The organism is Ramlibacter tataouinensis (assembly GCF_001580455.1).
Taxonomy (GTDB): Bacteria; Pseudomonadota; Gammaproteobacteria; order Burkholderiales; family Burkholderiaceae_C; genus Ramlibacter; species Ramlibacter tataouinensis_B.
The window spans coordinates 1943235-1955054 of sequence record NZ_CP010951.1 but is presented as its reverse complement, the minus strand read 5'-3'; the positions used below and the strand labels follow the sequence as shown (position 1 = coordinate 1955054).

Genomic DNA, 11820 nt, shown 5'->3' with positions numbered 1-11820 from the left:
CACGCATGGCCCGTCGCGCCACCAAGATCGTCGCCACCCTCGGCCCCGCCTCGAGCGATCCTGCCCTGCTCGAGCAGATGATCCGCGCGGGGGTCAACGTCATCCGCCTGAATTTCAGCCACGGCAAGGCGCAGGATCACATCGACCGCGCCGCCCTGGTGCGCGATGCGGCGCAGCGTGCCGGCCGCGAGGTGGCCATCATGGCCGACCTGCAGGGCCCGAAGATCCGCGTCGGCAAGTTCGCCGAGGGCAAGGTGACGCTGGAGCCCGGTGCCAAGTTCGTGCTCGATGCCTCGCGCACCGAGCCCGGCGACCTCCAGGGCGTGGGCCTGGACTACAAGGAGCTGCCGCGCGACGTGCGCGCCGGCGACCTGCTGCTGCTCAACGACGGCCTGATCGTGCTGACGGTGGATGGCGTGCGCGGCGAGCAGGTGCTCACCACCGTCAAGCTCGGCGGCGTGCTGTCGAACAACAAGGGCATCAACAAGATGGGCGGCGGCCTGACGGCGCCGGCCCTGACGGCCAAGGACATGGAGGACATCCGCACGGCGATGAGCTTCCAGGCCGACTATGTGGCGGTCAGCTTTCCCAAGAGCGCGACCGACATGGAGATGGCGCGCCAGCTGTGCAACGTGGCGGGCGCCGAGCACCGCCACAAGCCCGGCCTGATCGCCAAGATCGAGCGCGCCGAGGCCATCCCCAACCTCGAGGGGATCCTGCAGGCCAGCGACGGCATCATGGTGGCGCGCGGCGACCTCGCGGTGGAAGTGGGCAACGCCGCGGTGCCGGCGCTGCAGAAGCGCATGATCCGCATGGCCCGCGCCGCCGACAAGGTGGTGATCACCGCCACGCAGATGATGGAGTCGATGATCACCAACCCGGTGCCCACGCGCGCCGAGGTGAGCGACGTGGCCAACGCGGTGCTCGACGGCACCGACGCGGTGATGCTCAGCGCCGAAACCGCGGCCGGCAAGTTCCCGCTGGAGACCATCATCGAGATGGCCAACATCTGCTCGGAAGCGGAGAAGGCCGAGGACGTCAAGCTCGATGCCGACTTCACCGGCATGACTTTCGGCCGCATCGACCAGTCGATCGCCATGGGCGCGCTTTTCACCGCGCACCACCTCGGATGCAAGGCCATCGTCGCCCTGACCGACTCCGGCTCCACCCCGCTGTGGATGAGCCGGCACCGCATCCACATCCCGATCTATGCGCTCACGCCCAAGCTGGTGACGCAGCGCCGCATGGCGCTGTACCGCAACGTGCGGCCCTTGCTGATGGACCAGAGCGCCGAGCGCGACCAGGCGCTGCGCGAGGCCGAGGCGCACCTGAAGAAGCGCGGCATCGTCGCCGACGGCGACATCTACGCGATCACCTGCGGCGAGCCCATGGGCGCGCCGGGCGGCACCAACATGCTCAAGGTCTGCCGGGTGGGCTGACCCGGCGCGACAGCGCTACCTTGGGCCGGGCCTCCTGTGCCCCAGGTGCGGAAGCTAAAATTCCTGAAGCAGCCGCCGACTCCGTCGCGCCGGCTTCCTGACCCATTTGTCTCATCCAGGGGAAAACATCCATGCCTCTCGTTTCCATGCGCGAACTGCTCGACCATGCCGCTGAAAACGGCTACGGCATTCCGGCTTTCAACGTCAACAACCTCGAGCAGGTACAGGCCGTGATGGAAGCGGCCAAGGAGACCGGCGCGCCCGTGATCCTGCAGGCCAGCGCCGGTGCGCGCAAGTACGCGGGCGAGCCCTTCATCAAGCACCTCATCCTGGCGGCGCTCGAAGCCTATCCGCAGATCCCGCTGGTGATGCACCAGGACCACGGGCAGAGCCCCGACGTCTGCGCCGGCGCCATCGGGCTGGGCTTTTCCTCGGTGATGATGGACGGCTCGCTGGAGTCCGACGGCAAGACCATTGCCAGCTACGACTACAACGTGGACGTGACGCGCAAGGTCGTCGACATGGCGCACAAGGTCGGCGTCACGGTGGAAGGCGAGCTGGGCTGCCTGGGCTCGCTGGAGACCATGCGCGGCGACAAGGAAGACGGCCACGGCACCGAAGCGACCATGACGCGCGAGCAGCTGCTCACCGATCCCGAGCAGGCCGCCGACTTCGTCAAGAAGACGCAGCTCGACGCCCTGGCCATCGCCATCGGCACCAGCCACGGCGCCTACAAGTTCACCCGCAAGCCCACCGGCGACATCCTGGCGATCGAGCGCATCAAGGAAATCCACCGCCGCATCCCCAACACCCACCTGGTGATGCACGGCTCCTCTTCGGTGCCGCAGGACCTGCTGGAAATCATCCGCCAGCACGGCGGCAAGATGAAGGAAACCTACGGCGTGCCGGTCAGCGAGATCCAGGAAGCGATCAAGTTCGGCGTGCGCAAGATCAACATCGACACCGACATCCGCCTCGCGATGACCGGCGCGGTGCGCAAGTTCCTGGCCGAGAACCCCGAGAAGTTCGACGCCCGCGAGTGGCTCAAGCCGGCGCGCGAGGCCGCCAAGCAGATCTGCAAGCAGCGCTACCTCGAGTTCGGCTGCGAGGGCCAGGCTTCCAAGATCAAGTCGCACAGCCTGCAGGCGGTGGCGCAGCAGTACGCCAAGGGCGATCTGGCCCAAGTGGTGCATTAACTCGGAAATCGCTTCGCGATTTCCGAGTTGTTCTGATCGGTGTGAAGAGGACCGGCAAAGCCGGATCCTCTTCACAAGGGGGACCGCGCTGCGTGTTACTTCGCTCGGTCCTTGTGCCGCTGCGCGGAGCCCCAACTCAAAGTCCTTGAAATGACCACAGCCCTTCACACCTCCAACATCAGCTCGCTCCCCCTGCTCGCGCGCGGCAAGGTGCGTGACAACTACGCGGTGGGCGAGGACCGCATCCTGATGGTGGCGAGCGACCGGCTGTCGGCGTTCGACGTGATCATGGGCGAGCCGATCCCGGGCAAGGGTGAGCTGCTCACGCAGATGGCGCTGTTCTGGTTCGCGCGGCTGGGCCACATCTGCCCGAATCACCTGACGGGGCAGGCGCCCGAGTCGGTGGTGACGCCGGCCGAAGTGGCACAGGTGCAGGGGCGCGCCATGCTGGTCAAGCGCCTCAAGCCGATCCCGGTGGAGGCGGTGGTGCGCGGCTACCTCGCGGGCAGCGGCTGGAAGGAGTACCAGGATTCGCAGTCGGTGTGCGGCGTGCCGCTGCCGGCCGGCTTGAAGAACGCCAGCAAGCTGCCCGAGCCGATCTTCACGCCGGCGGCCAAGGCCGAAATGGGACAGCACGACGAGAACATCCCGTTCTCGCGCGTGGTGGAGATCTGCGGCGCCGACCTCGCCGCTCGGATCCGCGACATCAGCATCGCGATCTACAAGGAAGCGGCCGACTTTGCGCTGACCAAGGGCATGATCATTGCCGACACCAAGTTCGAGTTCGGCCTCGACGAGGCCGGCCGGCTGGTGCTGATGGACGAAGTGCTCACGCCCGACTCCTCGCGCTACTGGCCGGTGGAAGGCTACGAGGAGGCGCTGCGCAGCGGTGCCAATCCGCCGAGCTACGACAAGCAGTTCGTGCGCGACTGGCTGGAAGCGCTGCGCATCAACGGCAAGCCCTGGGACAAGACGCCGCCGGCGCCGCGCCTGCCGCAGGACGTGATCCAGAAGACCGCGGCCAAGTACCGCGAAGCGCTGACGCGCCTGACCGCCTGAGCGGTTCGGGCGCTCAGCTCAAATCAGCTCAGCACGACGCTGGACAGCCGGCGCCGGTAGGTGGCGACGGTCGGATCGTCCGGCGGGATCTGCCCGTCGGCGACCTTGGGCCGGGGCGGCTCGATGATCTCCAGGATGGCGATGTAGGTCTTGCGCGCCAGTTCCTCGCTCCAGCCCTTGTCGCGCATCAGGATCTCGAGCAGCTCGTCCATGGCGTCGGTCCAGCGCTGCCCGGCCATCAGCGACTGCGCCCGGGCGAAGCGCGCGTCGAAGTCGCGCTTGTTGGCCGCGATGCGGGCGTCGAAGTCGCGCGCCCCGGCGCCGCCGGCCTGCTCGATGGCCTCGAGCCAGCGCTGCAGCGCCTCGATCCGGCGCACGCCCGCGGCCCTCGGGGCCATGGGCGCGAAGGCGTCCCGGGCGTCCCCGGTGCGGCCGGCCAGCAGCAGGGCCTTGACGTAGTCGAAGCGCGCGTTGTCGTCGGCCGGGTCGGTGGCCACCGCATGTTGGAGCTTTTCGAGCTGGGAGGCGGCATCGGCGGGCGCTTCCTCCACCGGCGTTGCTTCCTCGGGCGCGGCGTCCTCGGCCGGCGGCAGGTGCTTGTCGAGGAACTGGCGGACCTGGCCCTCGGGCAGCGCGCCCATGAAGCCGTCCACCGGCTGCCCGTTCATCAGCAGGACCACCGTGGGGATGCTGCGGATGCCGAAGGCAGCGGCGAGCTGCTGCTCCTGGTCGGAATCGATCTTCACCAGCTTGAAGCGGCCCGCGTAGTCGATCTCGAGCTTCTCGAGGATCGGGCCGATCACCTTGCACGGTCCGCACCAGGGGGCCCAGAAGTCCACCAGCACGGGTTGTTCCATCGAGGCCGCAATGACCTCGCTTTCGAAGTTTTCTAGGGTGACGTCGATCATCTGGCAGCAGGGGTGGGCAGCACGTTCAGGGTAGCTCAGGCCGGGACCTTAAAATTCAACCTTTGGGAGCATCAATGGCGAGCTCGGTACAGGTCGGCGTGGTGATGGGGTCCAGCAGTGACTGGGACACCATGCAGCACGCAGTGGCGATTCTCCAGGAATTCGGCATCGCGCATGAGGCGCGCGTGGTTTCGGCACACCGCATGCCCGACGATATGTTCGCCTACGCGGAGGAAGCGGCGGGGCGGGGGCTGAAGGCCATCATTGCCGGCGCGGGCGGCGCCGCGCACCTGCCGGGCATGCTGGCGGCCAAGACCACGGTGCCGGTGCTGGGCGTGCCGGTGGCCAGCCGCCACCTGCAGGGCGTGGACTCCCTGCACAGCATCGTCCAGATGCCCAAGGGCATCCCGGTGGCCACTTTCGCCATCGGCGCCGCCGGCGCCGCCAACGCGGCGCTGTTTGCCGTCGCGCTGCTGGCCAGCGAGGACGCCGCCCTGCGCAGCCAGCTCGAGGCCTTCCGGCAGCGCCAGACCGAGGCGGCGCGCGGCATGAGCCTGCCGCCGGCGGCATGAGCCGTCCGGCCGCCGCAGGGCTTCCGATGCGCCCGCCCGTGATCCTGCCCGGCGCGACGCTGGGCGTGATGGGCGGCGGCCAGCTCGGCCGCATGTTCGTGCACGAGGCGCAGCGCCTGGGCTATTTCACCGCCGTGCTGGACCCGGACGAGAACAGTCCGGCCGGCCTGGTGAGCCATCACCATATCCGCGCGGCCTACCTCGACGCGCACGGGCTGGACCAGCTGGCCCGGCTGTCCGCGGCCATCACCACCGAGTTCGAGAACGTCCCGGCCGAAGCGCTGGCCGCGTTGGCCCGGCGGCGGCCGGTGGCGCCGGGCGCCGAGGCGGTGGCGATCGCGCAGGACCGCGCCCGCGAGAAGGCGCACTTCACAGCATGCGGCGTGCCCTGCGCGCCGCATGCCGTGATCGAGACGCCGCAGCAGCTGCAGGCGGTGGCCGGCGAGCTGCTGCCGGGGGTGCTCAAGACCGCGCGCCTGGGCTACGACGGCAAGGGCCAGGTGCGCGTGGCCTCGCGCGAGCAGCTGGCGGCCGCCTGGGACGAGCTCAAGCGCGTGCCCTGCGTGCTGGAAAAGCTACTGCCGCTGGCGGCCGAGTGCTCGGTGATCGTCGCGCGCGGCGCCGACGGCCAGATGGTCAACCTGCCCGCGCAGCTCAACCTGCACCGCGGCGGCATCCTGGCCGTGACCGAGGTGTTCGAGGGCGCGGTCGCGCCGGCGCAGGCGCGCCAGGCGGTCGAGGCCGCGCGCGCCGTCGCCGACGGCCTGCAGTACACCGGCGTGCTGTGCATCGAATTCTTCATCCTCGACGACGGGTCGCTGGTGGTCAACGAGATGGCGCCGCGCCCCCACAACAGCGGGCACTACAGCGTGGACGCCTGCGACGTCTCGCAGTTCGAGCTGCAGGTGCGCGCGCTGGCCGGGTTGCCGCTGCCGGCGCCGCGCCAGCACAGCCCGGCGATCATGCTCAACCTGCTGGGCGACCTGTGGTTCCGTCATGGCGAGGCCGAAGTCACGCCGCCCTGGGCCGAGGTGCTGGCCCTGCCGGGCGCGCACCTGCACCTGTACGGCAAGCTGAGCGCGCGGCCGGGCCGCAAGATGGGCCACTTGACCTTCACCGGCGCCAGTTCGGCGCAGGTGCGCGAGCTTGCGCTGCGCGCGGCCGCCCTGCTGGGCATCGCGCCGTTCTAGGCGGCAGGACGTTCCGGATGATCCTCGACGGCGCATCGCCTGCATCGGTGGCCCAGGCCGCGGCCGCGATCGCGCGCGGCGAGCTGGTGGCCTTTCCGACCGAGACCGTGTATGGCCTGGGCGCCGACGCCACGGCCGACGCCGCGGTGGCCGGGATCTTCGCCGCCAAGGGCCGGCCGAGCGACCATCCCCTGATCGTGCACCTGCCCGAAGCGGGCGCGGCCGGCGCCTTCGCTGCCGCCGTTCCTGCCTTCGCCGCGGCCCTGATGCAGGCCTTCTGGCCCGGCCCGCTCACGCTGATCCTGCCGCGCCGCGCCGGCGTGGCCGGCGGCGCCGCCGGCGGCCAGACCTCGATCGGCCTGCGCTGCCCGGCGCACCCGGTCGCGCATGCCTTCCTGCTGGCCTGCCAGGCCGCCGGCGTGCCCGGCGTCGCCGGGCCCAGCGCCAACCGCTTCGGCCGGGTCAGCCCGACCACCGCGGCGCACGTGCAGTCGGAATTCGGCGACGGCCTGCTGGTGCTCGACGGCGGACCGTGCCGGGTCGGCATCGAATCGACCATCATCGATTGCACGCGCGCGCAGCCGGTGCTGCTGCGCCCGGGCATGCTCACGGCCGCGCAAATCGAGCAGGCCTGCGGCCAGCGCGTGCTGCTGCCGGCCGAGCTGGACAGCGCCGCGCCGCGTGCCGCCGGCACCCTCGAGTCGCACTACGCGCCGAACGCGAAAGTGCGGCTGATGGACGCCCGCGCCCTGCAGACAGCGCTCGACGTGCTGGGCGAGGACGCCACCGGCATCGCGACCTGGTCGCGCGCCATCCTGCGCACCCGATCGTCCCGGGTGCTGCGCCGGCGCATGCCCGACGACGCGTCCGAGACCGCGCGCCAGCTGTTCGCGGTGCTGCGCGAGTTCGACGCGCAGGGCGTGAAGCTGATCTGGGTGGAGACGCCGCCGGCCGAGGCCGAATGGGACGGCGTGCGCGACCGGTTGCAGCGGGCGGCGGCCAGCTGAGGCTGAGCCATTTACACTACCCGCCGGCTATGTTGGAGAACTTCATGGGATTTCAGTGGATACGCCGTGCCCTGTTCGGGCTGGCGTCGGCTTCGTTGCTGCTGCTTGGCGCCTGCGGCTCGGGAACGATCGAATCGCAGCTGAAGCCGACGCGCGTGATCGCGTTCGGCGACGCGTTCAGCGACGCCGGCCAGACCGGCGCCAAGTACATGGTGAACGACGGCTCGCTCACCTGGGGCCAGATCGTGGCCTTCAACTACGGCATCGACCTGAAGCCGGCCGCTCAGGGCGGCCTGGCCTATGCGGTCGGCAACGCCCGCGTGCTGCTCACGCCCGATGCCGCCGGCAACAGCGCGACGCCCACCATCAAGCAGCAGATCGACACCTTCCTGTCGACCCACAGCACGCTGAACGAGAACGACCTGGTGATGATCGGCGGCGGCTTCAGCGACATCATCGCCGAGTCGGCCGCGGTTCGCTCCGGCGCGCAAACCACCAACCAGATGCTGGCCAACCTGCAGAAGGCCGGCCAGGACCTGGCAGCGCAGGCCAAGCGGCTGCGCGCCGCGGGCGCCACGCACATCGTGGTGACCGGCGTCTACGACCTCGGCCGGACGCCCTGGGCGGGCGGCGTCAACCAGCGCAGCCTGCTGACCAGCGCCAGCAGCGCCTTCAACGACGCCCTGCTCGTGGCCCTGGTCCAGGAGGGTGCCAACATGCTGTACGTGGACCAGGCCCTGCTGTTCAACCTGATGTTCAATTCGCCGGCGTCCTACTCCTTCAGCAACGTGGTCGATCCGATCTGCACCTCGGTGGACGCGGGGCCGGGCATCGGCATCGGCACCGGCCAGCTGAACTCCGCCCTGTGCACCACCGCCACCCTGGTGCCCGGCGTCGCCATCGGCTCGTACCTGTTCTCGGATGCGGTCTACCCGACGCCGGCCGGCCATGCGCGCTTCGGCGACTACGCCTTTTCGCGGGTCACCAGCCGCTGGTAGGGGCGGCAGCGCGCCATCCCAAAAAAAGGGCGCCCGCGGGGCGCCCTTTTTTCATGGCCGGGCCGACGCTCACTCGTCGCGTGCGGTCCACTCGACCAGGGCGTCGATCGCCGCCCGGGCCGCGGCGGCCTGCGGATGGTTGACGATGGCCACCAGCACGTAGCGCCGGCCGCTGGCGCCATCCACGTAGCCGGCGACGCCCGCCGAGTCGCGCAGGCTGCCGGTCTTCAGGTGCGCCACGCCCAGCCCCGCCTTGACCCGGCCGCGGCGCAGCGTGCCGTCCACGCCGGCCAGCGGCAGCGAGGCCACCAGCTCCGGCATCAGCGGCGAGGACCAGGCCAGCTGCAGCAGGCGCGCCAGCTGCAGCGCGCTGATGCGCTCCTGGCGCGACAGGCCGGAGCCGCTGTCGAACACCGGGACGTCGTCCGGCCCGATGCGCTCGCGCCACCACCGCTGCATCACCTGGCGCGCCGCGTCCGGGGTGGCGGGCGAGGTGCCTTGCGCCAGCGCCAGGGTGAGGAAGACCTGCTGCGCCATCACGTTGTTGCTGAACTTGTTGATGTCGCGCACGACGTCCGCCAGCGGCGGCGACTGCAGTTCGAAGGCGGGCGCCAGCCCGGCCGGCACCGGCCCGTCGCGCACCTGCCCCTTGAGCGCACCGCCGACGTGCTGCCACATGCCGGCGATGGCGCGCGGCCCGTACGAGCGCGGATCGGCGTAGGCCAGCGGCCAGAAGCGCTCGCCGCAAGCCGCCGGGTAGCTCCCGGCGAAGCGCACCCGCGCCGGATCGGAAAAGTCCGGTTGCAGCGCGGCGCGCCAGTCGCCGCAGGGCGCGCGACTCAGGGGCACGCTGGCCGGGAACTGCACCGCGGCCAGCGGCGGCTCGACCTGCACCTGGGCGTTCGCCCCGAGCGGGGTGAAGGTCATCACCACCGACTTGAAGTTCAGCAGCAGCGCGTCGGGCGAGGCGTTGTACGGCCGCAGCGGCTCGCCGTCGAACGCGCCCGGGTCCTGCGGCGGCACCTCGAAGGCGCTGTGGTCCAGCACGATGTCGCCGGCGATGCTGCGGATGCCCAGCCCCTGGACGCGGCGCAGCAGCAGCCACAGGCGCTCGGCGACCAGCTTGGGGTCGCCCTGGCCCTTGATGTAGAGGTTGCCCTGCAGGACGCCGTCCTGGATCGGCCCGTCCACGTAGACCGGCGTGCTCCAGGTGTAGGCCGGTCCCAGCATCTCCAGCGCGGCGAAGGTGGTCGCGAGCTTGGCGATCGAGGCGGGATTGATCGCCACCTGCGCCCGATGGCTGACCCGCGGCGTCGACTTGGCGTCGGCCGCCACCACCATCGCCACCAGCGCGTCGCGCGGCAGCTTGGCGCGCGCCAGGGCCGCATCGACTTCCGGCGGCAGCGGCTGCGCCGCGCAGGCGGCTGCGGCCAGGCAGATGCACACGGCGATCGGGCGGCGCAGGAACATGCGTCCCATTATGTCGTTCGATAATGGCAGACTGAGCCGAGAGCCCCGCGTGAACCTCCTTGCCTTCGACACCAGCACCGAAATATTGCGCGTGGCCGTGCAGGCCGCGCACGGCGTGCGCGCGGAGCACGAGGCCGCGGGCGGCGCGCACGCGTCGGCCAGCCTGATTCCGGTGATCCAGTCGCTGCTGGCGCGCTGCGGCCTGCGCCTGGCGCAACTCGATGCGATCGTGTTCGGCCGCGGCCCGGGCTCCTTCACCGGCCTGCGCACCGCGTGCTCGGTCGCCCAGGGACTGGCTTTCGGTGCCGGCGTGCCGGTGCTGGGGGTGGAAACGCTGCTGGCCGTGGCCGAGGATGCGCGGCAGCGCAGCGGCGCCGAGCGCGTGCTGGCGATGCTCGATGCGCGAATGCACGAGGTCTATGCCGCCCGCTACATCCACGAGGCGAACGGCTGGCGGCGCGAAGGGCCGATCACGCTGGGCGCGCCCGGCCAGCTGCAGGTGCCGCCGGATTGGGCGCTGGCGGGCAACGTCTTCGGCGAGTATGGTGAGCGCATCGCGCCGGCGGCGGCGCGGATCGAGGCGGCGCCGACGGCCCAGGCGCTGCTGCGGCTCGCGCCGGCCCTGATCGCCGACGGCCAGGCGCAGCCGGCCGACCGCGCCACGCCGCTCTATATTCGGGATAAAGTGGCCCAAACGACCGAAGAGCGCGCCGCCTTGCGCGCCGCCGCGCGCCCGTCGCCATGAATGCCGTTGTCAAGACCGTCGAAGCGCAATTCGAGCCGATGACCGAGGCGTGGCTGGATGCCATCGCGGAGGTCGAAGGGCGCGCCTACGAACATCCCTGGACCCGCGGCAACTTCGCCGATTCGCTGCAGGCGGGCTACCAGGCCCAGGTGCTGATCGCCGAGCGCGAGCTGCTGGGCTATTTCGTGGCGATGAAGGGCGTCGATGAAGTGCACCTGCTCAATCTCACGGTGGCGCCGCAGCACCAGGGCGCCGGCTGGGGCCGCGTCATCCTCGATGCGCTGGAGCTGTGGGCGCGCGGCACCGAGGCGCAATGGCTCTGGCTGGAGGTGCGGGTGAGCAACGCCCGCGCGCAGCGCATCTACGAGCGCCACGGCTACCTGCCCGTCGGCCGGCGCAAGGCCTACTACCCGGCCGCCGGCGGCCAGCGCGAGGATGCGGTCGTGATGAGCATGAAACTATGACCCTGCTGCTCGACGAGCGGCGCCGGGCGATGCTGGCCGAATTCGGCATCGCGCTGCCGCCCGCCCTCGCGCCGGAGCCGCCGGCTGGCGAGCTGACGCCCGCGCCGGCGGCCGAGGCCGTGGTGAGCGCGCGCGTCACCGTCCCGGCCCCCGCGTCCCGGCCGCTGCCGCAGCCCGTGGCGGGCGTGCCCGGCGAGCGGCCGGCCGGCGTCCAGCACATGGACTGGGAGGCGCTTGCCAAGGCGGTGGCCGGGTGCCGCGCCTGCAAGCTGTGCGAGGGCCGGCGCAACACCGTGTTCGGCGTGGGCGACCGGCACGCCGACTGGCTGGTCGTGGGCGAGGCGCCGGGCGAGAACGAGGACCTCCAGGGCGAGCCCTTCGTCGGGGCCGCCGGCCAATTGCTGGACAACATGCTGCGCGCGGTCGGGCTGGCGCGCGGCCACAAGGTCTACATCGCCAACGTGCTGAAGTGCCGCCCGCCCGGCAACCGCAATCCCGAGCCGGACGAAGTGGCGCAGTGCGAGCCCTTCCTGCGCCGGCAGGTGGAATTGCTGCAGCCGCGGGTGATCCTGGCGATGGGCCGCTTCGCCGTGCAGTCGCTGCTGGGCAGCACCGAGGCGATCGGCCGGCTGCGCGGGCAGCGCCACGAGTACCGCGGCGTGCCGGTGGTGGTCACCTACCACCCGGCCTACCTGCTGCGCAACCTGCCCGACAAGGCCAAGGCGTGGGCCGATCTGTGCCTGGCCGCCGAAGTCGCCGGCCAACGGTGAGT

At 70.8% G+C, this 11820-nt stretch carries 12 protein-coding genes; 10 read left to right on the top strand and 2 right to left on the bottom strand.

All coding sequences use genetic code 11. The features are described from left to right. Window positions 1-5: 5 nt before the first annotated feature. From pyk to UC35_RS09500, 3 genes are all read left to right on the top strand, one after another. Window positions 6-1439, top strand: coding sequence for a pyruvate kinase (gene pyk, locus UC35_RS09510; protein WP_061498486.1), 1434 nt, complete (start codon window positions 6-8; stop codon window positions 1437-1439). A gap of 131 nt (window positions 1440-1570) precedes the next feature. Next, entirely contained in the window at window positions 1571-2635 is a 1065-nt protein-coding gene (gene fba, locus UC35_RS09505) for a class II fructose-bisphosphate aldolase (protein ID WP_061498484.1), read from the top strand. 150 nt (window positions 2636-2785) lie between these two features. Next, entirely contained in the window at window positions 2786-3694 is a 909-nt protein-coding gene (locus UC35_RS09500; RefSeq protein ID WP_061498482.1) for a phosphoribosylaminoimidazolesuccinocarboxamide synthase, read from the top strand. Window positions 3695-3717: 23 nt separating this feature from the next. Here the strand turns inward: UC35_RS09500 and trxA are convergent, their stop codons facing one another. After that, window positions 3718-4602: a thioredoxin gene (trxA, locus tag UC35_RS09495; protein WP_061498480.1), complete on the bottom strand. Its 885-nt coding sequence runs from the start codon at window positions 4600-4602 to the stop codon at window positions 3718-3720. 74 nt (window positions 4603-4676) lie between these two features. On the opposite strand from trxA, the gene purE reads away from it, so the two are divergent. The 4 genes from purE to UC35_RS09475 are packed head-to-tail and all read left to right on the top strand — an operon-like array spanning window position 4677 to window position 8369. Next, window positions 4677-5174 (top strand): 5-(carboxyamino)imidazole ribonucleotide mutase, encoded by a 498-nt coding sequence (gene purE, locus UC35_RS09490; RefSeq protein WP_061498478.1) that lies wholly within the window; start codon window positions 4677-4679, stop codon window positions 5172-5174. After that, a complete protein-coding gene (locus UC35_RS09485; RefSeq protein ID WP_061498476.1) occupies window positions 5171-6364 on the top strand; it encodes a 5-(carboxyamino)imidazole ribonucleotide synthase in 1194 nt (397 codons plus the stop codon). Before purE ends, UC35_RS09485 begins: the two co-directional genes overlap by 4 nt. Window positions 6365-6381: 17 nt before the next feature. Continuing rightward, window positions 6382-7371, top strand: a complete 990-nt coding sequence (locus tag UC35_RS09480) for an L-threonylcarbamoyladenylate synthase (RefSeq protein ID WP_061498473.1) — start codon at window positions 6382-6384, stop codon at window positions 7369-7371. 44 nt (window positions 7372-7415) lie between these two features. Next, window positions 7416-8369 (top strand): SGNH/GDSL hydrolase family protein, encoded by a 954-nt coding sequence (locus UC35_RS09475; protein ID WP_061503763.1) that lies wholly within the window; start codon window positions 7416-7418, stop codon window positions 8367-8369. Between the two features lie 69 nt (window positions 8370-8438). Here the strand turns inward: UC35_RS09475 and dacB are convergent, their stop codons facing one another. After that, window positions 8439-9839 (bottom strand): D-alanyl-D-alanine carboxypeptidase/D-alanyl-D-alanine-endopeptidase, encoded by a 1401-nt coding sequence (dacB, locus tag UC35_RS09470; RefSeq protein WP_227820511.1) that lies wholly within the window; start codon window positions 9837-9839, stop codon window positions 8439-8441. A 49-nt stretch (window positions 9840-9888) separates the two neighbouring features. On the opposite strand from dacB, the gene tsaB reads away from it, so the two are divergent. From tsaB to UC35_RS09455, 3 genes are read left to right on the top strand one after another with little or no spacing between them, the layout of a single operon-like run. Beyond that, entirely contained in the window at window positions 9889-10584 is a 696-nt protein-coding gene (gene tsaB / locus UC35_RS09465) for a tRNA (adenosine(37)-N6)-threonylcarbamoyltransferase complex dimerization subunit type 1 TsaB (RefSeq protein ID WP_061498467.1), read from the top strand. After that, window positions 10581-11048, top strand: a complete 468-nt coding sequence (gene rimI, locus UC35_RS09460) for a ribosomal protein S18-alanine N-acetyltransferase (protein WP_061498465.1) — start codon at window positions 10581-10583, stop codon at window positions 11046-11048. The genes tsaB and rimI overlap by 4 nt, the downstream gene beginning before the upstream one ends. Continuing rightward, the gene (locus UC35_RS09455; RefSeq protein ID WP_061498462.1) at window positions 11045-11818 is read left to right on the top strand and encodes a uracil-DNA glycosylase; all 774 of its coding nucleotides are present in this window, start codon (window positions 11045-11047) and stop codon (window positions 11816-11818) included. The genes rimI and UC35_RS09455 overlap by 4 nt, the downstream gene beginning before the upstream one ends. Window positions 11819-11820: the final 2 nt, after the last annotated feature.